The organism is Asanoa ishikariensis, from assembly GCF_900107455.1.
Classification (GTDB): Bacteria; Actinomycetota; Actinomycetes; order Mycobacteriales; family Micromonosporaceae; genus Asanoa; species Asanoa ishikariensis.
On sequence record NZ_FNQB01000003.1, the window covers coordinates 975,031 to 998,427 of the forward strand.

Sequence of the window (23,397 nt, forward strand, 5' to 3'; positions counted from 1 at the left end):
CGGATTGATTCAGGGCTTTGTGCGGTCGGGACCAACTGTCGGATTGCCGCCCTCTCCGGACGCACCGGCATGTGGGGATAAATGAGGGGGTGTGGCCATGCCGCTCATCGTGATCCGTTTGCACCCGACTCAGGCGATCGTGGGCGACGACTTCACGCCCTACCTGACCGGCCTCACGATCGAGGCGTTCGACCTCACGGTCGCCAGCCCGCTCACCGGCGTCTCGCTCGGCGTGGCGACCTACCGCGCGCCCACTCCCACGCCCAACGACCCGTTCCGGCCCAACCAGGCGTCGGACATCGTCCAGCACTGGGCGCAGGGCGAGCCGGGCTTCCCCGGCCAGCCGGACGAGTGGAAGGCGGTCGCGACCGCCGTGCTGCTCCTCCCGGCCGCCGCCGGGCCCGAGCACACGTCACGGGACCTGCGGCTGGTGATCAGGCGCGGCACCAACGACCTGGTCCACCGCCAGCTCTACTTCAACGTGCCGGTCGACCCGAGGGCGACGCGGCCGGCCCGCCGCGACTTCCCCGACATCGACGTCACGAGCCTCTACCTGGCGCTCCCGCCGCCGGGGGCCGGCGCCGACAGCGACGACTACGTGGAGTTGCCGCGCGACGGGTCTCCGCCGAGCTACACCGACATCCGCAACGCGATGGAGGCCGTGCTGGCCGGCGACCCAGGCCCCGGCAACCCACCCGCGCTGGCCGATCTCACGCCGGTCCAGGCGCGGCACATCGCGTACGAGATCATCTGGAACCAGGCGTTCCGGCCGCTGCCCGGGCCCGACGACGCCCGGGACCTCGACGCGTACTACACGCTGCCGGACAGCGGCGGTGACACCGGCGACGAGATCGACCGCGCGACGTTCGAGGGTGAGCTCGAGTCGTACTACGCGCGGGCGAACGCCGACGCGGAACGACTCGCGCCCTACGTGTACGCGGTGTCCGCGGCGGTCCGGGCCGAGGCGTTGAGCACCGGCGCGGCCGAGGCCGGGTTCCTGATGCCGGTGTCGCTCAGCGCGGCGCCCACCGGATCGCGGTTCAAGTCGGTCCGCGTGGTGCTGGCCTCGGCGATCCCGCCCGTGGCGGCCCTGCAGACGCCGTTCACGGTACCGGCGCCGTACTTCTACGCGCTCGGCGCGATGCTGCCGACCAACATCACCGCCGAGAACCGCTACCGCCTGCACACCCTCGAGGAGGAGGGGACGCTGCGGGTCGCGCTCCAGGCCGCTGTGGACGCCGGCGTGATCGCGGCGCCGGCCGCCGTGAACGTGGCCCAGGCGGCGCGGCGACTGCGGGCGCTGGGTGCCACGGAGGGCGCGGCGCCGCGCTTCGCCACCAACGGCGGCGGCGCGGTCCAGGCTTCCGTGCGGGCGCTGGTCCAGGCGTGGTTGGGATTCACCGACACCGACGTCCTCGGGTTCTGGGCCGCGCTCGGCGATCCGCAGCAGCTTTCCGGGCACCTGGAACTGGTGCTGCGGGCGCTCACCCTCGAGCACCAGCCGCTGATCGACCAGATCAAGCTCGACTTCGCCGCGACCCGGGTCGCCGCCGTCGACAACCGCACCGAGGCCGAATGGACGGCACTGTTCACGGACGCGTCCCTGCTGCCGCCGTTCACCGCACCCGGTGACTTCGACGAGCGCACGGCGACCTTCGTCCGCCACGCGCAGCGCTTCTTCGCCGTCACCCAGGCGGTGCAGACCACGCTGCCCTCGACCCTCGATGCCCCGCCGGTCATCCCGCGCGACCCCGACGACCTGATCAGCGTCTTCGCGGCGACCGCGCCGGGCGGTGTCACCTTCGGGCAGGCCCGCTGGTCGGACGCCGAGGCGACCGCCTTCCGGGCGCACATCGCCACCATGGTGGCGGACGAGCCGGCGCGGGCCTGGCTCTGGCAGGCGGTCAGTGCGATCAACGAGCTCGCGTACGGCACCGACAGAACCTTCGCACTCATGGAGGCTCTGTACGCCCGGGGCTTCACGAGCCTGGACCAGATCGCCGCGCTGCCACGGGAGTCGTTCCGGGCCGCGCTGACCGGGACCGTCGCGTGGGCGGACGCGGACGACCTGCACGACCGCGCCGGCGGGCAGCCCGGCGCGGCACCGGCACCGGGCGCCGGTCCGTTCCGGCCCGTCAACGACGGCCGCCTGGTGAACTGCGTCCCGCCGCCGCACCGGTCCCCGCTCGGCCCGGTCGCCTACCTGTACGACCTGCTCCAGCTCACCGAGGCGTCGACCTGCGAAGGCACGCCGGAGGACGCCGACGCGATCAGCCTGCGCAACGCCGTCTCCGCGCGCCGGGGTGACATCGGTGACCTGGCCGCGAGCCGGGCCAACGCGCAGACGCCGATCCCGGTGGTCGACCTCGTCAACGAGTGCCTGGAGTCCGTCGTCGCCGGTGGCGTCGGTGCGGTCTACGACACGAACGCGACGACGCTCGGCGGGCACTCGCTGGCCGACCACGACCCAGCGGTGCTGTTCGCCGCGCTGCCCGAGCACTCGACGCCGGCCACCCCGGTCGCGAACCCGGCTGCGTACGAGCGGCTGCGGACGTCGTTCGCCGCGCCGTCGCTGCCGTACGCGCAGAGCCTCGACATCGTCCGCACCTACCTGGGTCACCTGCGGACCAGCCGGTTCGCCGCCATGCGGCGGTTCCGGGCCACGATCACCGAGCTCGCGATCGACCCCGACAACCAGCCGGGCGACTTCCAGGCGCACCTGTGGCGGTATCCGGTCACCCGTGACCTCGCCGCGGAGTACCTGGGCCTGTCGCCGGAGGAGCTGCGGGTCCTGCTCACCGACGACATCCCCGACGAGCCGCGAAAGGCCGGGCCGGCCCTGTACGAGCTCTACGGCTTCCCGTCCGCCGTCGTCGACGAGGAGCTCTGGACCACCCTCGTCGTCGGGCTGCCGGAGTTCCTCGCCCGGACGGGCCTGAGCTGGTGCGAGTTCCGTGAGCTGTGGCAGTCCGGGTTCGTGCGGTTCTCCCGCGCGGAGCTCGAAGGCGACGAGGAGGCCTTCCCCGACTGCGAGCCGTGCGACCTCGGCGCGCACCGGATCACGTTCCTGGAGCCCGAGTCCACGGTGGACGCACTGCGCCGGCTCGCGGTCTTCGTCCGGCTCTGGCGGAAGCTGCGCTACTCCTTCGGGCAACTGCGGGACCTCACGGTCGCGCTGGGGCTGTTCCGGCCGGACGGGTCGGTCGACCGCGACTTCGTGCGCCAGCTCGCGGCGTTCCAGTTGCTGCGCGACGAGTTTGGTCTGACGCTGACCGACCCGCCGGACCTGGACCGGTTCGTCGGCCGCATCGCCGCATACGCCCGGGACCGGCACTCCTGCGAGCCGCGCGCGCCGCGGTTCGTCAAGCTGCTGGCGGACAACCTGGATCCGCTGTCCGCCCTGGCGGGCTTCGACCCCGCGCCCGGCAGTGCCGACCGGTGGGACGCCCGGCCCAGCCACGTCCTGCGCTTCGCCGAGGTGCTGGCCAAGATCTACGCGTCGGACTTCGGCGTCGGCGAGCTGCTGTTCCTCTTCACCGCCGACCCGCACCTGGACGGCGACGACCCGTTCCCGCTCCAGCCCGCCAACGAGGCCCTGGACGATCCGTTCGCCCTGCCGGACGACCGGCTCGACCATTCACTGTGGACGCTGCGCGAGCGGCTGCTGGCCGCAGCCCCCGCCGAGGCCGACGGATGGACCTGGGACCGGGTCGGCCACGTGCTGCGCGAGCGGTTCGGCTTCGACCGCCCCGACGAGCTGCTCGCGTTCGGCGCCCACTTCTTCCCCCGTGCGGTGGGACTGCCAGGACGTTCGTACCGGGTGCCGCTCGCGCCGACCTCGGCGCCGATGTGGAACACGCCGCCCGGGCCGTTCCGCTACGACGGCGCCGCGCAGGAGCTGGTCGCCGAGTTGCCGCTGTCCGACGCGGCCGTGATCGGCAAGCTCCGCCGCATCCGCCAGCTCACGGCGGCCGAGCAACAGGCCGTGCGGGAGCTCTACGTCTCGCCCCGGGCCGACCTCGCGCCGTTCGCGTTCCTGTTCGAGGACTTCGGCGAGGCTCAGACGCGGCTGGTCGAAGAGCCCGACGAGAGCGCGCGCTGGAGCTGGTTCCAGGGCCAGTTCGCGCTCTTCCACCAGCGGTGCGAGTTGATCGCCGAACACCTGGCCGCCCACGTCGCCGCGTGGACCGGGCAGCCCGGCGGCGACGGTCCGGAGGTGGCCTGGACGCTGCTGCGCCACCTGTACGCCGACGAGAACGCCGCCACCGCCGCCTGGGAACGGGACGGCGGCCAACCGCCCGCCGTCACCTGGCCCGACCGGCCGGGCGCCGGCGCGTTCGCGGCCCTGCTCGGGCTCGTCGGCACCGGACTGCTCGCCGAGTACACACCGGACGGTGGCGCGCTGGCCTGGCGCGACGTCTGCGGCCCGGCGCGCGACGACAACAACAGCCCGGTGCCTACGGTCATACCCGCGCCGGACCTCGCGCCGACCGCAGCCGAGCGCGTCGCGGTGGACTTCCGCAACGGGTACGCCGTCGCCAACACCGACGGCGCTCCGCTCGGCGGCGCCGAGGGCTACGCGGTGCGCTGGACCGGCGTCCTGCTGGTCGAGGCCGACGGTCCCTACACGTTCGAGGCCGGGTCCGCCGCCGCGGGCAGCCGCTGGCTGGTCACGCTCCAACGCGGCCAACGCCGCTGGAGCGTGCTGAGCCATGACTGGCCCGACGAGCCGGGTTCCGCCGGTCGGTCGGCGCCCCTACATCTCACCCGGGGTGCCTACCGCCTGCGGATCGATCTGGTGCGTCCCCGCCCGGCCTACCGCGCGACCGACGAGCCGCGTCCCGCTGCCGGTGGCTTCACCCTGGAATATGCCGGCCCCGACACCGGCGACGAGCTGGTCGTCGTTCCGCGGTCCCGGCTGTTCCTGGAGCGCAAGGACGGCACCCTCGCCGATGGCATCGACGGCCCCGCCGCTGGTTTCCTGCGGGCCCGCTACGTCAGCAGCGTCCGCGACATCCGTCGCACGTACCAGCGCGCTTTCGGTGCCTTGCTGTTCGCCCACCGCTTCGGGCTCTCGGCACGCCCACTGGCCGACGACGGCCAGTCCGAGCTCGGCTACCTGCTCGCGCACCCCGACCTGTTCGCGGGCGCGTCCTACTACCGGGCCGGAGCGGCGGTGGCGACCCACCGCGCGTACTTCGACCCGAACCTGCTCCCGCTGCTGGACACCTACGGCGCGGCGGACGAGCGGTCGGCGCCGTCGGCGCGCCGCAGGCAGGCGCTCTTCGACTGGTGGGAAAGGACGTTCGACGCGACGGCCCTGCGTCGGGCGACCGCGAACGCGCTCGAGCCGCCGGTCTGGCTGCTGTTCCACGAGGCGGCCGAGAACCATCCGGACCTCGCCGGCCAGCTCCAGCGGCACATGCGGGTCGACGCTCGGCACGTCGACCGGGTGCTGACGTACGTCGGCCACGCCGTCACCACCGCCGACCTGGCCGACGAACGCTGGGCGACCCGGGTGTTCCACGCCGACGCCTGGCTCGACCGCCTCGGACGCGACTTCGCCGGCGGCGACATCCGCGCGGCACGGCCCGACCTATGGGCCGCGGATGACCCCGGCACCGCGAACCTCACCGCGTTCGTCCGCGACGGTTGCCTCGAGAGTGGACCGCCGCGCCGCTACGGCGACGTCCAGGCGCTCAACGACGGTCTGCGGCTGCGGGGCCGCGCCGCGCTGCTCGCCCAGCTCGGCCTCGACCCGCCCGCCGCCGCCGAGCTGCTGCTGCTCGACGTGGAGGCCGGCCCGCGCGAGCGCACGACCCGCATCGACGATGCCATCGGCGCGGTCCAGGCGTTCGTACGCCGGGCGCGCATCGGTCTGGAACCGGGCTTCACGGTCTCCCCCGCGTTCGCGCGGCTGTGGGACCGCGGCTACCACAGCTTCCGGGCCTGGGAGGCGTGCGCCCGGCGGCGGCTGTACCCCGAGAACTGGGTCGACTGGACCGAGATCGAGCAGGCCCGGCGCGGCGAGGGGTTCCGGTTCCTCGAGCACGAGCTGCGCCGGCGCGCCCTCACCCGTCCCCGCCCCGGCGGGCTGGTGCACTGGACGGAGACCGGCGCGCCCGGGCCGACCGCCCTGCAGGTGCGTGAACCGTCCCACCTGCGCCGGGTCGACCCCCGTCAGCACGGGTTGGACCTGCGTGGCACTCCCGATCGGCAGGCCCGCCCCGCGTGGCTGGCGGCGGCCGGCTTGCCGGCAGGCGGCGGTGGCGACGACATCGACCGAGCGGTCGCTGATCGGCCCCTGCCGTGGTGGGTCCGGGCGGCGATCCGGGTCGGTGTGCGGTTCGTCCGGGTCGCGGCCGCCGGCGACCCGCCCGCCGCGGCACCGCACCCGCCACGCGGCACGGCGCCGTGTTGCACCGACTGTGCCGAGCCACCCCGGGCAACGGTCGACGAGTACTACTTCTGGCTGCTCGACGCCCGGTTCTACCGGGCCGTCCGGCGCCGCGAGGGGGCCGACGAGGCGGGCGAGTTCCAGGTCGCCGACGACGGCAACGGCACCATGCGCGACCCGGCCAACCCCGAGGCCTCGTTGCCGTGGAGCTGGCACGACCCGAACCTGCTGCCCCGCCTGCTGCGCTGGGAGGCGGAGCCCGCGGTGCGGCTGGCCTGGTGCCGCGTCCACGACGGCGAGTTCACCCAGCTCCGGCGGTCGGCGGAGGAGTTGCGGGTGTCGGCGCCGGACCCCGAGCTGGTCTTCACCGGCCGCGAGGACGACTCGCTGCGCTTCACGGTGCAGGGTGGCATCGCGCCGCGCGGATACGCGGCGGCACCCCCACCGGGCTTCCGCTACGACCTCGCGACCGACACCGCGACGCCGGTGCCCGAGGTGCTGGAGCCGCCGGCGCCGGCACCGGGACGCCATCCGGGCGACCTGGACGCCTTCCCGTTCTTCGCCTTCCATGACCCCGGGGCACCGATCCTGCCGCTGTCGCCGCACGCGCCGGCGGTCACGGTCGCCGCGAGCCTGCGCGCGCACTGCCGGTACGAGGCGGCCCTGCGGTGGTACGAGCTCGTCTCGGCGCCCCTGCGGTCCGACAACGCCTGGCCCCGCCGGGCCCGCGACGCGGACGTGGCCCGCACGTGGTCGATCCTGTTGAGCTATCTGGAGACGCTCGACGAGTGGGGCGGCGCGGTGCTGCGCGCGGACACGGACGAGTCGGCCCAGCAGGCGCGCGTCCTCTTCGAGGCCGTCTCCCGCGTGCTCGGCCCGGCGCCCCGCACCGTGCCGGCCGCCGACGAGCCCGCAGCGCCCGGACCCGTCGTGACGTTCGTCCCCGCCGCCGGACCGCTGAACCCCAGACTGCTGGCCCTGTACGAACGCAACGCGGACCGCCTCCGCCTGGTCCACGCCGGCCTCGACGCGCGCAGGCTGCGCCCAGGCCCGCGGCCGGCATCCGGGCCCGACGCGCCACGCTGCCCCGACGACGAGTGGTGCGCGCCGGACAGCGGCTACCGCTTCACCTTCCTGATCCAGCGGGCGCAGGAGCTGGCCGGCGACCTGCGCTCGCTCGGCGCCGCCCTGCTCGCGGCCTACGAGAAGGGCGACGCGGAATACCTCACCTCGCTGCGCGCCACGCACGAGCGCCAGGTGGCCGACCTGAACCGCCGGGTCCGGCAGAGCCAGTGGCGCGACGCCGACTGGCAACTGCAGGCCCTGCGCAAGAGCAAGGAGATCGCCCAGACCCGCCTGCGCCACCTCACGCTGCTCATCCAGGACGGGACGATCAACCGCGAGGAGGAGTACCTCGCGCTCGCGGTCGCGGCACTCGCGTTGCGGGCCACCGGAAACATCGCCGAGGGCATCGCGCAGGGCATCGGCGTCATCCCCGACATCTACACCGGCGGCGCCGGCTGGGCGGGCTCACCGGTGTTCGTCACGCAGATGCCCATCGGCACCAAGCTCGCCGGGGTCTTCTCGACAGTCGCGCGGATCGCGAACTCGCTGTCCGAGCTGTCCAACCAGACCGGCGGGCTCCGGCTCACCCAGGGCGGCTGGGAACGGCGCGAGGACGAGTGGCGGCACCAGGTCGAGCTGCTCGACCTGGAGATCCCGCAGATCGAACGCCAGCTCCTGGCGGCCGAACGGCGGCGCGACGTGGCCCTGCACGAGCTCAACAACAGCGCGCGGCACGCCGCCGACTCCGCCGAGGTGCACGACTTCCTCCGCGACCGGTTCACCGCGCACCAGCGCTACCTCTTCCTGCAACAGGACACCGCGGCGCTGCACCAGCAGACGTACGAGCTCGCGCTGCACGCCGCCCGCCAGGCCGAGCGCGCGCTGTCGTACGAGCAGGGCCACACCGGGCGCACGTTCGTGTCCGGCGAGCTCTGGGACGACCTCCAGGAAGGCCTGCAGGCGGGCGAGCGGCTGGCCCACGCGCTGCGCAGGATGGAGCACGCCTACCTGGACGGCAACGTCCGCGAGTACGAGCTCACCAAGCACGTCTCGCTGCGGCTGCACTTCCCGCTGGAGCTGCTCACCCTGCGCTCCACCGGCCGGTGCGAGCTCGAGCTGCCGGAGTGGCTGTTCGACCAGGACTACCCGGGTCACTACCTGCGCCGGGTCAAGAGCGTGAGCGTGACGGTCGCGGCCTCGGTCGGCCAGTACGCCGGTGTGCACTGCCGGCTCACGCTGCTGTCCGGCACGACCCGCGTCGACCCGCGGCTGCGGGGTCCCGTGGCCGGTTGCTGCGGCGACGCGGACGCCTGCCGGTGCGGCTCCGGGTATCCGGCGCTGCCGGACGACCCACGGGTCGTGCGCACGTACGCGGCCACCGAGGCGATCGCGACCTCGTCCGGCCTGAACGACGCGGGCCTGTTCGAGCTGAACTTCCGCGACGAACGGTATCTGCCGTTCGAGTTCGCCGGTGCGGTGAGCCGGTGGCGGATCGAGCTGCCACCGGAGAACAACACGCTCGACGTCGACGAGCTCAGCGACGTCGTCCTGCACCTGAACTACACGGCCCGCGAGGGCGGCGACGCGCTGCGGGCGGCGGCCATGGAGCACGGCCGCGACCGGCTGCCGGGTGACGGGCTGCGGCTCTTCGACGTCCGTCGCGAGCTCGACGAGGCCTGGTGGGAACTGCGGCGGACGGCGGACGCCGGTGGGCGGTTGCCGGTGCGGCTCGGCACGGGGATGTTCCCGTTCGTCCCCGGCCGCACGGTGCGCTGGGTCGACGCCCTCCAGCTCGTCTTCGAGGCGCCACCCGCCGCCTTCCACCTCGTTCGGTTCACGCCGCACGGCGAGGGTGCCGAGCCGATCGCCGTGCCGTGCGTGACGAGCCGCGCGCATCCGGGTCTGTTCTGGGGCGTCGTCGACCTCGACGGGACCCGGCTCGGACCGGTCGGCCGGCAGACTGCCACCGACCTCGGCACGTTCCAGTTCCCCCACGACACAGGGACGATCCGCAACGCGTACGTGGTCGCGGGCTACCGCACGGTCGCGTCACGATGACCGCCGAACCCGTGGCGGAGGCGGCACCACCGCGGGTCGCGCCCATCGCGCTGCCCAAGGCCGGTGGTGCGGTCCGGGCCATCGGGGAGAAGTTCTCGTTCAACGCGATCACGGGCACCGGCAACCTCGCCGTCGGACTTCCGCTGAGCCCGGGCCGGGACGGGTTCACCCCACAGCTCGGCCTGACGTACGACTCGGGTGCCGGGAACGGGATCTTCGGGATGGGCTGGACCGTCGACCTGCCGGCCATCACCCGCCGCACGGACCAGGGGCTGCCGCGGTACCACGACGAGGAGGAGTCGGACGTCTTCGTCCTGTTCGGCGCCGAGGACCTGGTCCCGGAGCTTGACGGGCGGCTGCACCGCGTGCGCACCCGGAGGCGCGTGCACGGCGTCGACTACGAGGTGCTGGCGTACCGGCCACGGGTCGAGGGGCTCTACGCCCGGATCGAGCGGTGGGTCGCGCGGGAGTCGGGCGTCAGCCACTGGCGGACGATCTCCCGGGACAACATCACGACGCTGTACGGCGCCGACCCCGGCAGCGTCATCGCCGGCGACGACCCCCGACACGTCTTCTCGTACCTGGCATGCCGCCGGTTCGACAACCGTGGCAACGTCGCCGTCTTCGACTACCTGGCCGAGGACGCGACGGGTGTCGACCTGTCCGTGCCGCACGAGGCGAACCGGGCGGCCCGGGACCGGCTGCGGCAGCGCTACCTGCGTGCCGTGCGCTACGGCAACGTCGCACCCTGGTTCCCGGACTGGACTGCCGCCCGGGAACCGCCGTTGGCGGGCAACGATGGCTGGCACTTCGAGCTCGTCCTCGACTACGAGCTCCGGCCGGACCCGTTCTCGTCCTACCGCGCGGGCTTCGAGGTACGCACGTACCGGCGCTGCGGCCAGGTCCGGATGGTGCACCACTTCGCCGCCGAGCCCGACGTCGGGCGCGACTGCCTCGTGCGGGCGCTCGACCTGCGCTACGACGATCAGCCGCGCGGCCCCGCGTACTCCATGCTGTCGTCGGTCACCGAGGTCGCCTTTCGCCGGGCTGGCAGCGGATACCGGAGCCAGGCGATGCCGCCGGTCGAGTTCGAGTACAGCCAGGCGCGCGTCGACCCGACCGTCCGGCCGGTACGCACCGAGGGACCCGGACCCGGAGCCAACGGCTACACCTTCGTCGACCTCGACTCGGAGGGGCTGCCGGGCATCCTGGCCCGCGGCCCGTCGGCCTGGCGGTACGCCCGCAACCTCAGCCCGCTGGACCCGGACGGCGCCGGCTTCGCAGCGGCGAACGAGGTGGGCGCCCTGCCCGTCACGGCCGCCAGCCGGCGTTCGCAGCTCTTGGACGTGTCCGGCGGCGGGCGGCTCGACCTCGTCACGCTCGAGCCCGGCATGCCCGGCTTCTTCGCCCGGGAAGGCGGCGGCTGGGCGCCGTTCGTCGCGTTCCCCTCGCTACCCAATGTGGACTGGGACAGCCCGCACCTGCGGTTCGCGGACCTGACCGGCGACGGCCGGCCCGACGTGCTGATCGGCGAGGACGACGTCTGGACCATCCACCCGTCGCTGGGTGAGCGGGGCTTCGGGCCCGCCGAGCACACGCCGGCGGCCTGGGACGACGAGACCGGGCCGCGGGCCGTGCTCGTCGACAGCGCGAGCGAGACGCTGCAGCTCGCGGACCTCTCCGGCGATGGGTTCGGTGACCTCGTCCGCATCCGCAACGGCGAGGTCAGCTACTTCCCAAACCTGGGGTACGGGCGTTTCGGCCGCAAGGTGACCATGGACAACGCACCCTGGTTCGCCGAGCCCGGCCGGTTCGACCCACGCCGCGTGCGCCTGGCCGACGTCGACGGGTCGGGCACGACCGACGTGCTGTACATCAGCGACGACGGCGTCGACCTGTGGTTCAACCGCTCGGGCAACGGCTGGTCGGAGCCGGAGCGGCTGGACGTCCACGTGCCCGCCGACGCGGTCGCCTCGGTGCAGACCGTCGACCTGCTCGGCAACGGCACGGCCTGCCTGGTCTGGACGGCGCCCGGCCCCGCCACCTCACCCGCGCCGCTGCGCTATGTCGACCTGATGGGTGGGATCAACCCCCACCTGCTGATGCGGACCCGCAACAACCTCGGCATCGAGTCCCGGATCGCGTACGCGCCGTCGACCCGCTTCTACCTGGCGGACCGCCTCGCGGGCCGGCCGTGGCGGACCCGGCTGCCGTTCCCGGTCCAGGTGGTCGCGCGGGTCACCGTCTACGACTGGATCGCCCGCAACCGCTACGTCCGCCGCTTCGCGTACCACGACGGGCACTACGACCAGGCGGCCCGCGAGTTCCGGGGCTTCGCGGAGGTCGAGGAGTGGGACACCGAGGAGCGCCGGACCGACGACCCGCTGCTGTCCGGCGAGAACTGGAGCCCGGCGTCGTGGGCGCCGCCCGTGCACACCAGGACCTGGTTCCACACGGGCAGCGACGAGGCCTCCGTCGTCGACCCACGGACCTCGTTCGCCGAGGCCGCCGAGGCGCGCCGAGCGCTCAAGGGCCGGATGCTTCGGCAGGAGACCTACTCCGCCGACGGCGGCGTCCTCCCGTATCTGGTCGAGGAGCACACCCACGCCGTCCGGCTGGTCCAGCCTCGGGGAGCCAACCGCTACGCGGTGTTCTCGACCCACAAGCGCGAGACGCTCTCGGTCCATCGCGAGCGCTCCGCCGACGATCCCCGGGTCACCCACGAGGTGACGCTCGCGACCGACGAGTTCGAGAACCCGCTGCGCACCGTCGCCATCGCCTACCCCCGCCGGGCCGGCGTGGACCCGGAGCCCGGCCTGCCCGACCGGTTCCGCGAGATGCTGGCCTACGACCAGCAGCGGTTGCACATGCTGGCGGCCGAGCACCGCTACACCGACGCCCCGGGCGGTCCGGACGCGCACAAGACGCCGCTGCCGTGCGAGACGGTCCGCGGCGCGATCGACGGGGTGCGCCCGCGCGGCGACGTGTTCACCTTCGAGGAGGTCGCCACCGCGTGGGCGGCGGCCTGGAGCGCCGACCGCGACGCGCCGTACGAGGAGCTCTCCGCGGCCGACATCGACGGCACCGGCCCGCCGGCGTCGTCGGTCACCCGGCGGGTCGTCGAGCACGTGCGGACGGTGTACCGGCGTGACGACCTCACCGGTCTGCTGCCGCTCGGGCGGCTGGAGCCGCTCGCACTGCCCGGCGAGCTCTACCGGCTCACGCTGACACCGACCCTGCTCGACCAGGTCTTCGGCGACCGGGTCGAAGACGGCGACCTCCGCGAGGCGGGCTACGTGCGGCTCGACGGCGCCGACGGCTGGTGGATCCCGACCACCCGGGTCCACTACTCCCCCGGTGACGACGACCCGCCGGAGGCCGAGCTGGCCAGCGCACAGGCGCATTTCTTCCGGGTGCGGCGGACCGTCGACGCGTACGGCTCGGTCCGACGCGACGACCACGACGACTACGACCTGCTGGTGGTGCGGGCCATCGACGGCGTCGGAAACACGCACTCCGCCGTCAACGACTACCGCGTCCTGCGCCCGGCGGAGGTCACGGACCCCAACGGCAACCGCGTGGAGGTCGCCTTCGACACCCTCGGCCTGGTGGCCGGCACCGCCGTTCGCGGCAAGGTCTCCGAGTCGCTCGGCGACACCCTCGCCGGCTTCGAGCCGGACCTCGACGAGGAGACGGTCGCGGCCCACCTCGCGGACCCGCTGGCGGATCCGGCGGCCGTCCTGCGGGGCGCGTCGACCCGGGTGGTCCGCGACCGCGACGCCTACTGGCGCACCCGGGACTCGTCTCGTCCGGACGCGCCGGTCGAGTACACCTTGGAACGCGAGTCGCACGTCTCGGACGGCGATGCCGTCCGGTGCCGGCACACGTTCGCGTACGCGGACGGCTTCGGGAACCTGGTCCAGAAGAAGACCCTGGCCGAGGCCGGTCCGCACGACGGTCCACGATGGATCGGCACCGGTTGGGTGATCCTGGACAACAAGGGCCGGCGGGTCCGCGAGTACGAGCCGTTCTTCACGGCCACGCACCGCTTCGAGTTCGACGAGCGCGCCGGGGTCAGCACCGTGCACTGCTACGACGCGCTGGACCGTGTCGTCGCCACGGTGCACCCCGACGGCACCTGGCAGAAGACCGTCTTCCGGCCGTGGCACCGCGAGACGTGGGACGCCAACGACACGGTGCTCGTCGCCGACCCACGCACCGATCCCGACGTGGGCGAGCACTTCCGGCGTCTGCTCGGCGACTCGCCGTACGTGTCCTGGTACGACCGCCGGATCGACGGGACGCTCGGTGCGCCGGCCCAGGACGCCGCGCGGAAGGCGGCGGCACACGCCCGGACACCGTCGTTCGCGCATCTTCAGCCCCGCGGCGGCGTCTGCCTGTCCATCGTGGACCGCGGACGCGGGATGCGCGATCCCACCCGGACGGTCTACGACGCCGAGGACGCCGAGCTCGCCGTCATCGACGCGCTCGGCCGCCGGGTCATCGAGTACTTCGTGCGGCTGCCGCGGGCCGACGGCGGCACCCGGTACGTCGCGGGGCGGGACCTGGAAGGCCGCGAGCTGTACCAGAACCAGATGGACGGCGGCGCCCGGCGGGTGCTCCGCGACACGCTGGGTCATCCGATGCGCGGCTGGGACGCGCGGGGTCACCGCGTGCGGATGCGCTACGACCTGCTGCGCCGGCCGACGCACCGGTACGTGCGCGCCGACGGCGGCCCGGAGGTGCTCGTCACCCGCTCGGTCTACGGCGAGGGCATGCCGGAGCGCAACCTGTGCGGCGAGCTGTTCCGACACTACGACGCGGCCGGTGTCTGCGGGAACGACCGGTTCGACTTCAAGGGCAACCTCGTCGACCGGTCCCGCCGGCTCGCGCGGGGATATCGCGACGACGTGCAGTGGTCGGCGCTGGAGGAGCTCACCGACCCGGCCGAGCTCGACGCCGCCGCCGCTCCGCTCCTCGTGGCGGCCGACCACTTCACGTCGCAGAGCACCTACGACGCCCTGAACCGGGCGGTGCTCGCCGTGCTGCCCCACCGCCCGGACATGCGGCCGAGCGCGGTGCAGGTGGTCTACAACGAGGGCGGGCTCGCCGAGCGGGTCGACGCGTGGGTCCGGCTGCCGCAGGCGCCCGACGCGCCGCTGGACCCCGAGACCGCCGACGTGCACGCTGTTACCGCGGTCGAGTACGACGCACACGGCGAACGGGTGTCGGTGTCCCTGGGCAACGGTTCCGTCATCACCCGCGAGTTCGACGCCGAGACGTTCCGGCTGAGCCGGCTGCGGGCCACCCGGCCGGCCCGGTTCGGTCGCGGGCGGGTCGTGCAGGACCTGACCTACACGTACGACCCGGCCGGCAACGTGACCCGGGTGCAGGACGACGCGGACCTGCACAACGTGGTGTTCTTCCGCAACCGGCGCGTCGACCCGACCGGTGACTACACGTACGACGCGGCGGCGCGGCTGATCCGGGCCACCGGGCGCGAGCACGTGGGGCAACACGCCGGCCCGGGTCTGGTCGGCCAGCCTCATCCCGGCGACGGCCACGCCATGGGCACCTACGCCGAACGGTACGCGTACGACCCGGTCGGGAACCTGCTGGAGATCGTGCACCACGCCGCCGCCGGCTCGTGGACGCGGCGCTACCAGTACGGCCTGCCCTCGACGATCGACCCCGCCGAGACGGGCAACCGGCTCGCGGCGACCAGCCGGCCCGACGGCCGCTTCGACGCGGCGTACTCCTATGACCCGCACGGCAACACCACCCGCATGCCGCGCCTGCCCGAGCTGACCTGGGACGACCGGGACCACCTGCGGTCCTCGACCCGGCAGGTGGTGAACGCCGGCACCCCGGAGACGACCTTCTACGCGTACGACGCGGGCGGGAACCGGCTTCGGAAGGTCACCGAGCGGGCGACGTCGACGCGCCGCAGCGAGCGTCTTTACCTCGGACCGATCGAGCTCTATAGGGAGTACGCGGGCGACGGCGTCACGGTCACGCTCGAACGCGAGACGATGATGGTGTACGCCCACCGCCGCGCCGCCGCCATCATCGAGACCCGGGTCTTCGGCGAGGACCGCGCGCCCGAGCAGCTCGTGCGCTACCAGTACGTGAACCAGTTGATGAGCACGGCGCTCGAGCTCGACACGGACGCCGACGTCATCAGCTACGAGGAGTACCTCCCCTACGGGGGCACGGCGTACCAGGCCGTCCGCTCTGGAACCGACCTCCCGAAGCGCTACCGGTACGCGGGCAAGGAGCTCGACGAGACCGGGCTCTACTACTACGGCGCGCGCTACTACGCGCCGTGGCTCGGGCGGTGGTGCAGTCGCGATCCCGCGGGACTGGCCGACGGACCCAACCTCTACCTGTTCTGCCGCGCGAACCCGGTCACGATCACCGACCCGACGGGGCTGATCGGCGCCGTCCTCGGTGGCACGGCGCTCTACCTGCTCGGCGCGGCGGCGGTGGCAGCCGTCGGCGCCTGGTGGGTGTCCCGGCCCGAGTTCCAGGAGGCGAACCGCCGAGCGGCGGAGGCGATCAGCGACCGGATCGCCGAGCTGCGGGGTCCCTATCCACGGCCGACGCCGGCCCCTGCCCCGCCGGTCGACGATCCGGTGCCGGTGCCCGCACCGCCACCTCCGCTGCCGGCTCCGGCGCCCGCACCCGTGCCCGTCCCGGCGCCCGCGCCCGCTCCGGCACCGATCCCGGCGCCCGGCCCGACGCCCGCTCCCGCGCCGCCGATCACGGTGCCGGCACCCCGGCCGATACCCGTTCCGGCGCCGCAGCCGGTGCCCAAGGCACAGCCTCGCACCCGCGCCGAACCGCGCGTCGACCCCGTCCCGGACGTGAAGGAGGAGGAGCGTCGCCGCCCGGTCTACTGGTGGGTCACCTACACGAAGTTCAACCCCAAGACCGGGCGCACCTACGTGGGCCGCGCCGGCGGCTACGGAGACCCGTGGTCCGTGGTCGCGCAACGGGACGGTCCGGGCGGCCGCCGGCATCACATGACGGCGCAGGGCTTCGGTCCGGCAAAACTCGAGATGGCGCTGCCGGAACTCTCCCCCGATTGGCAGGACGACCCCGCGTACCTCGCCATTCGAGGGCGCGAGCAACAGTTGATCGACTCGTTCGGCGGATCGCGGCGGGACGCGGCACGCGAGGGCCGCCAGACGATGTCCGGCAACCTGAACCGGGGCGTCCGAAGGAACAACCCCCGCGGTCAGCTCTACGACCAGGCGGCGACTGCCGTGTTCGGGCGGATCGCGCCGTACACGGGATACTGAGCGACATGGGCACGCCCGGCACCGTGGTGCGGACGTCGCTGCCGGACGGCCACTACTACTACGGCCGGGTCCTCGAAGGCGTGTGGCTGGCGTTCTACGACCTGCGTACCGTCGAACCGGTCGACGACCTGGACCGGATCGTCGCCCGCCCAGTGCTGTTCGTGCTCGCCGTGCACGACGATCTGCTGGCGCCCGGCGAGTGGGCGACCCTGGGCGTCGTCCCGCTCGACGGCTCGCTGCGACCTCCCCGGTGGCACTTCATCCAGGACCTCGTCGATCCGGCGCTGTGCCGGCTCATCGACCTGGCCGGGCACATCCGGGCCGCGACGCACGAGGAATGCGTCGGGCTCGAACCGGCGGCGGTGTGGGAGCCCGAGCACATCGCCGAACGGCTGACGGACCACTACGCCGGCCGGCCCAACGTGTGGGTGGAAAGCCTGCGGTTACGGCCGACGTGACCCGGTGACGACCATCGCGTGGCCGAGGACCTTGGGATGGCGCAGCGGGTACGCCAAGGGCATCAGGTCCGCCAGGCTCGTCAGCTCCGCGATCGACGCACCGGCCCTGGCGATCGCCGACCGCAGGGCGTCCAGCGACGGGTAGAGCTCCGGGTCGCCGAACAGGTCCAGGAAGACGTACCGGCCGCCGGGCCGCAGGACGCGCAGCGCCTCGACGACGCCGTCGGTCTTGTCCGCGAGGTCGCGGATCTCGTGGAAGGTCAGACAGCTCACGACCACGTCGAAGCTGCCGTCGGCGAACCCGATGGCGCCGCCGCTCTGCCGGCTGAACGTCACCCGGTCGCCGACACCCTCGATGCGGGCGTTGTCGACGCACTGCCGCTGCGAGTACGCCCAGTCCTGTCCCCACGAGTCGATGCCGGTGACCCGCCGGTCCGCCGACGCCAGCGCCAGCTTGACGGCCAGGCTGCCGCTGCCGCAGCCCACGTCGAGCACCCGCCCGGTCCGCTGTCCGATCCTGTCGACGATCAGGTCGTGGACGCGGCGCTGGACGTCGCCGCCGCGCGGCGCGAAGCGGTACACGGTCAGCGCCAGGATCGTGGTGATGTAGCCGAAGATCGCGAACGGCACGAGGAACACCAGGAACCATGGCGACCAGAACGACAACGCGCTCGCGGCCAGGCAGGCGCCGCTCAGGGCCGCGAACCGCCGGAGCCGGGTCGTCCGGATCCAGGTGCCGTACACCGGTTCCATGCCGGCAATCTAGTCCGGGCTCAGCTCACGGCGGTAGGTGGCGAGCGCGTTGCCGGCGAGGTCGTAGGCGACCAGTTCCCCGTGCGCGAGGCTGGCCGACCGGAACGAGAACACGCGGCCGGCGGCATAGACGTCCAGCAGCGGAATCTCCCGCGGCCGGCCACCGGGTGCGGACTGGTACTCCAGCCGGGCGACCGTCGGGCCGACCACACCGTTGACCCGGACCTTGGTCTTCTCGGCGACCACGCCGAACCGGATCGCCAGCCCGCCGATGAACTCCGCGCAGCTCGGGTCGTCGCGGCAGACGTAGAAATAGCGTGGGTTGGCGGTATCCGCGAGCCGGTACGCCTTGAACGTCGGGTCGGCGGAGGCCGGCAGCGGTTGCACCGCCACCACGGCGACCGCGACAGCGGCGGCACCGGCCAAGGTCCAGCGCCGGGCGGTGCGCTGCGCGGCCACCGCGGCGCCGAAGCCGAGCACGCAGATCCCGACCGTGCCGAGCGCCCGGGCGTTCTCCAGCACGAACTGCACGCCCGGGGTGAACGAGACGTCGGCCAGCACGACGCCGAGCGAGAGCACCATGGCGGTCAGCAGCGCGCCGCCGGCCGCCCGGTGCACCGCACCGTGGGTGCCGATCAGCAGCATCGCGGCGAGTACCGGCCAGAGCTGGTGGTGTGTCCAGGACACCGGCGACGCCGCCACCGTGGCGCAGCCGACCAGCACCGCGGCCTTGGTCGGGTGTCCATCGTGGAATAGCTGGCGGGCGCGCACCAGGCCGACCAGACAGACCAGCCCCACCAGCGCCGCCCAGACCAGCGGCAGCCCGGACGCCGGCACACCGACGCGCAGCAGCATGCCCTGCACCGACTGGTTGCCCAGCGACGCGAGGTTGCCGATCCGCGAGGTCTCGAACATCGTGCCGGTCCAGTAGGTCCAGCTCTCCCCCGGCAACACCAGCGCACCGACCGCCGCGGCGGCCACGAACGCACCGGCGGCCCGCCCGGCGTCCCGGTAGCGGCCGACGGCCAGGAAGTAGACGACGAACAGCAGCGGGGTGAGCTTGACCGCCGCGGCCAGGCCGACCAGGCAACCGCGCCAGCGGGCCGGCGTCAGCCCGACCGCGTCGACCAGGGCGAGCAGCACGACGAAGACGCTGACCTGGCCGAACCGCAGGTTGCTCTGGGCCGGCGCGGACAGCAGCAGCCCGCACGCGACGGCGGCGACGAGGTCGGGCCGGCCGCGTCCGACCGCTGCGGCGATCGCCGCGAGCGCGGCCACCGTCGCGACCAGCCACAGTGGCTGGAGGAGCCCTTCGGGCAGCACCGCGATCGGCCCGAGCACCAACGCCGCGCACGGCGGGTAGGTGAACGGCCCACCGTTCTCGGCGACGAACTCGTAGAGCGGCCGCCCCTCCCACAGGTGCCGCATCGCGCCGTAGTAGATGTGCAGGTCGGAGAGGCGGTCCGGCCGGCGCAGCACGAGCGCGCAGGACACCAGCGCGACCACTCCGAACAGGACCCAGAGTGCCGCCGCCCGCCGCGCCGGAGTACCCATAGCGGCAACCTACTGTGTGGCCGCCACGAGCCGGGCCGCCGCTTCGTCGAGCAGCGAACGGGTGACCTGTTCGGCCCGCTCGGTGGTCAGCGCCGTGACGGTGAGCCGGCTGACCACGTCCTCGCGGGCCAGCGCCGCGTAACAGCGTTGGTTGACCTTCTTGACCGACTCGCAGAAGAACACGGCGTTCTCGACGCCCTTCAGCGGCGGCGGGTCGAGCCGGCGGATATCGCGGTGCCAGCCGTCGGCGTCCTGTGCCGGAATCGCCATCCGCGCGTCCGGGTTGACATCGTCCGTGTACTCGGTGCAGGTGAACTTGCCCTTCACCTGCTCGACCGCGGTCGCGGCCGACGGCGCGGCGAACACACCGGCGAAGCTCTCGATGGTCAGGTCGGCGCTCCTCCACAGCAGGCTCTGGCCCTGCTCGCTTCCGTACACGCCATTGCCCCGGCGGTTGTTGCAGAGACCCGACACGACATCGTCCGTCGCGCCCGAGGCGTTCTCGTAGGGGACCAGCCCGGCGACCGGCGCCCCAGGGCCGAACATGGCCTTCCGCACCCGGACTTCCGCCTCCGGGTCGAACGACTTGTGAGGCTGAACGCCCAGTTCCTCGTCCGACGGCAGCGTGTACGTCGTGGGTTCTGCCGGACCGCCGCAACCCGCGAGCACAGCGATGATCAACGCGAGTCCGAACACGGTGGCGGGACGCGTGCGCACGCGGATGCCCTCCTGCGAGGTTTGGGAACGGAGATCCCCACCGTACGCGGCCGATCCTCCGGACGGGTGCCGGCGGAGAACGCATGATGGTGGGAACGCACCGGTGACCGATACCGACCAGGAATCGAGACGAGCCGATGGCGGAACCTTTCTACGCCTCCAAGACCGAGTACGTCGACCGGGCCCTGCTCGGCTTCGCCCGGGACCATGCCGACGTCGTCGAGCTGAGCACCGATCCGGTCTACGTCCGCTCGATCGACCGGGACCCGCGCCGGCAGGTCGGGCTGCTCTCCGGTGGCGGCTCCGGGCACGAGCCGATGCACGTCGGCCTGGTCGGTCGCGGGATGCTCGACGCGGCCGCGCCCGGGCGGGTCTTCGCCTCGCCGCACAACCGCCAGGTGTACGAGGGCAGCCGCGCGGCCGCCGGCCCCGGCGGGGTGCTGCACATCGTGAAGAACTACACGGGCGACCGGATCAACTTCGGTATCGCGGCCGAGCGCCTGCGGCACGACGGCATCCCGGTCGCCCGGGTGCTGGTCGACGACGACGTCGCCACCGAGAGCCAGGAGACCGCGACCGGGCGGCGGGGCACCGGTGCCACCGTGCTCGTCGAGAAGCTGCTCGGCGCCGCCGCCGACCGCGGTGCCGGCCTCGACGAGCTCGTCGCGCTCGGCGAGACCATCGTCGGGCGGTCGCGCAGCATCGCGGTCGCGTCGCTGGCGCAGACCTCGCCGGTCACCGGCGAGCCGGGCTTCGATCTCGAACCCGGGCAGCTCGAGTACGGCGTCGGCATCCACGGCGAGCGGGCCAAGCACACCATCGCCCGGCCGTCGCTGGAGGAGTTGGTCGCCCGGATGGTCGAGGACGTGGTCAGCCACCTGCCCGGTGGCCGGTCGGTGTTCCTGTTCGTCAACGGGCTCGGCGGGACCACGTACATCGAGCTCTACAACGTGTTCGCGGAGACGGTCGACGCGCTCGCGAGCCGGGACATCGCGGTAGAGCGCAGCCTGGTCGGGCCGTACACGCCGGCGTTGGACATGAAGGGCTTCTCGATCACGATGACCATGCTGGAACCGTCGGTCGAGACGCATCCGTCCGGCGGCTGGACCGGTCTGTTCGACGCGCCGGCCTGGACCACAGGGCTCCGGAAGTGAGGCCGGCCATGCTGATGAACCTCTACCTCGAGGCGGCGGAGAGCGCGTACGGCGAGCTGACCCGCCTCGACCAGGCGGCCGGGGACGGCGACTACGGCGACAACCTGCGCGAGGGCCTGCGCGGCGCGGTCGCCCGCATCCCGACCGACGCCGACCTGGCCACCGAGTTCGAGACCGCGGCCACCTACTTCCTCGACGAGGTCGGCGGCACCAGCGGGCCGCTGATCGGACTGCTGTTCAACGACGTCGGCGGCAGCCTGGACCGGGGCGGTGACGGCGACGACGCGCTGGTCGCGGGGCTGGCGGCGGGAACCGCGGCGATCTCCCGGGTCGGCGAGGCCAGTGTCGGCGACCGGACGATGCTCGACTGTCTCGGCCCGACCGTCGACGACCTGCGTGCCGCCCGGCCTCCGGTGGACTGGACGATGGTGGCTAACCAGGCGTTCGACCATGCCCGCGCTACGTCCGACCTGTTGCCGAGGATGGGGCGGGCCTCGTACGTCGGTCAGCGGGCGGTGGGCAACCCTGACGCCGGCGCGATGGGCATGGCCCTGCTGTTCTGGGCGCTGGCGGTCTACCGCGACCCGTCCGGTCGAGCCCAGCTACCCGACCCGGCCCGCCTCCTGTGACACCCGGCGCCCGTCGGGCGCTGTTCCAGTCGTGGGATCACGACCCGGGGTCGGGCTGAGCGGACCCGCTCGGACTCGGCGGTGGGGCACGGCCGGGTCCCCCGGGTTGTGCGCCGGGCGCGGTGGTGGAATCGTCACCACGCGTCCGGCGTCCACTCGGGGAGGAGCGTCCCGTGCGGTTCGGCTCCATGCCGTGGTCATAGCGTCGCGGCGCGCGTCGCCCACCGAGCCCGATCCGCTGGCCGCGGCCCTGGCCGGCGACGACGAGGCGTTCCGCGCCCTCTACCGGCTCGTGCACCCCGGGCTGCTGCGCTACCTGCGCGTGCTGGTCGGCGCCGACGCCGAGGACGTCGCCTCGGAGACCTGGTTGCAGGTCTGCCGCGACCTGCCCTCGTTCACCGGCGACCTGGCCGGCTTCCGGGCCTGGTGTGCCACCGTCGGCCGGCACCGCGCGCTCGACCACCTGCGCCGCGTCCGGCGCCGGCCGGACACGGTGCCCGCCGAAGCGCACCTGGCCGCACTCGCCGGCACCGCCGACACCGCGGGCGCGGCGACGGACGCGCTCGCCACCGAGCGGGCCCTGGCGCTGATCGCGACCCTCCCCCGCGACCAGGCCGAGGCGGTCCTGTTGCGCGTGGTGGTCGGCCTCGACGCGATCAGCGCGGGCCGCGTGCTGGGCAAACGCGCCGGCGCGGTACGCACGGCGGCCTACCGCGGGCTGCGCCGGCTCGCCGAGACGCTGGAGCAGCACCATGACTGATCGCGACCCGCAGCTCGAGCGGATGCTCGAGGGCGGACCGCTGCCGCCCGCGCTGGCCGCGCTGCGGTCCCCGGCGCACCCGGCGGAACTGCGCGGCGAGGAGGCGGCGCTGGCAGCGTTCCGGGCGGCGCGCGCTTCCGCACCGCCGGCCGGGCGCGTCCGGGCCCGGGTGGTCGGCCGCGCGCTGGTGGTGAAGGTCGCGGTCGCCGGCGCGGTGCTGGCCGGCGGTGGGCTCGCGGTCGCCGCCGCGACGGGGACACTGCCCTCCCCGTCCTCGACCCGGCCGCCGGCCACCGACCAGCGCGCGCCGGGCCGGCCGGGCGGGGTGGTCCACGAGGACCGACCGACCGTGGCGCCGCATCCCGCCACGCCGCCGGTCACCTCCGCGCCGCCGGTCTCCCCGGGCGCGACACCGGGCAACGGCAACGGGAACGGCTGGGGCCGAGGTCACGGCACCGGCAAGCCGTCGAAGTCACCCAAGCCGACCAAGAAGCCGAAGAAATCGAAGGAGCCCAAGGCGCCGACGGAGGGCTCGACCGGCTAACCTG

At 73.4% G+C, this 23,397-nt stretch carries 10 protein-coding genes; 7 read left to right on the forward strand and 3 right to left on the reverse strand.

Annotated features, from left to right (window positions below; translation table 11 throughout):
• Nucleotides 1-97: 97 nt before the first annotated feature.
• The 3 genes from BLV39_RS28540 to BLV39_RS28550 are packed head-to-tail and all read left to right on the forward strand — an operon-like array spanning nucleotide 98 to nucleotide 17,282.
• Nucleotides 98-9,520 (forward strand): Tc toxin subunit A-related protein, encoded by a 9,423-nt coding sequence (locus BLV39_RS28540; RefSeq protein WP_090799554.1) that lies wholly within the window; start codon nucleotides 98-100, stop codon nucleotides 9,518-9,520.
• Nucleotides 9,517-16,824 carry a SpvB/TcaC N-terminal domain-containing protein gene (locus tag BLV39_RS28545; RefSeq protein ID WP_090799558.1) on the forward strand — a complete coding sequence of 2,436 codons (7,308 nt, stop codon included), beginning with the start codon at nucleotides 9,517-9,519 and terminating at the stop codon, nucleotides 16,822-16,824. The genes BLV39_RS28540 and BLV39_RS28545 overlap by 4 nt, the downstream gene beginning before the upstream one ends.
• A 5-nt stretch (nucleotides 16,825-16,829) precedes the next feature.
• Nucleotides 16,830-17,282, forward strand: a complete 453-nt coding sequence (locus BLV39_RS28550; protein WP_090799561.1) for an immunity 26/phosphotriesterase HocA family protein — start codon at nucleotides 16,830-16,832, stop codon at nucleotides 17,280-17,282.
• On the opposite strand, the gene BLV39_RS28555 is transcribed toward BLV39_RS28550, so the two are convergent.
• Genes BLV39_RS28555 through BLV39_RS28565 form a run of 3 tightly spaced genes read right to left on the reverse strand, consistent with a single transcriptional unit; the run spans nucleotide 17,268 to nucleotide 20,306 of the window.
• Nucleotides 17,268-18,035: a class I SAM-dependent methyltransferase gene (locus BLV39_RS28555; protein ID WP_090799564.1), complete on the reverse strand. Its 768-nt coding sequence runs from the start codon at nucleotides 18,033-18,035 to the stop codon at nucleotides 17,268-17,270. The two genes, BLV39_RS28550 and BLV39_RS28555, sit on opposite strands and share 15 nt — an antisense overlap.
• Before the next feature lie 9 nt (nucleotides 18,036-18,044).
• Complete coding sequence (locus tag BLV39_RS28560; RefSeq protein WP_090799567.1) at nucleotides 18,045-19,589, reverse strand: glycosyltransferase 87 family protein; 1,545 nt, start codon at nucleotides 19,587-19,589, stop codon at nucleotides 18,045-18,047.
• Between the two features lie 9 nt (nucleotides 19,590-19,598).
• Nucleotides 19,599-20,306 carry a hypothetical protein gene (locus BLV39_RS28565; RefSeq protein ID WP_090799570.1) on the reverse strand — a complete coding sequence of 236 codons (708 nt, stop codon included), beginning with the start codon at nucleotides 20,304-20,306 and terminating at the stop codon, nucleotides 19,599-19,601.
• Nucleotides 20,307-20,443: 137 nt separating this feature from the next.
• Between BLV39_RS28565 and BLV39_RS28570 the strand changes: the two genes are divergently transcribed.
• The 4 genes from BLV39_RS28570 to BLV39_RS28585 all read left to right on the forward strand — a co-directional run bounded on the left by BLV39_RS28570 (nucleotide 20,444) and on the right by BLV39_RS28585 (nucleotide 23,393).
• The gene (locus BLV39_RS28570) at nucleotides 20,444-21,460 is read left to right on the forward strand and encodes a dihydroxyacetone kinase subunit DhaK (RefSeq protein ID WP_090799572.1); all 1,017 of its coding nucleotides are present in this window, start codon (nucleotides 20,444-20,446) and stop codon (nucleotides 21,458-21,460) included.
• 8 nt (nucleotides 21,461-21,468) lie between these two features.
• The gene (locus tag BLV39_RS28575; RefSeq protein ID WP_090800757.1) at nucleotides 21,469-22,089 is read left to right on the forward strand and encodes a DAK2 domain-containing protein; all 621 of its coding nucleotides are present in this window, start codon (nucleotides 21,469-21,471) and stop codon (nucleotides 22,087-22,089) included.
• A gap of 193 nt (nucleotides 22,090-22,282) precedes the next feature.
• Nucleotides 22,283-22,849, forward strand: coding sequence for an RNA polymerase sigma factor (locus tag BLV39_RS28580; RefSeq protein ID WP_090799574.1), 567 nt, complete (start codon nucleotides 22,283-22,285; stop codon nucleotides 22,847-22,849).
• Complete coding sequence (locus BLV39_RS28585) at nucleotides 22,842-23,393, forward strand: hypothetical protein (RefSeq protein WP_090799577.1); 552 nt, start codon at nucleotides 22,842-22,844, stop codon at nucleotides 23,391-23,393. The genes BLV39_RS28580 and BLV39_RS28585 overlap by 8 nt, the downstream gene beginning before the upstream one ends.
• Nucleotides 23,394-23,397 lie beyond the last annotated feature (4 nt).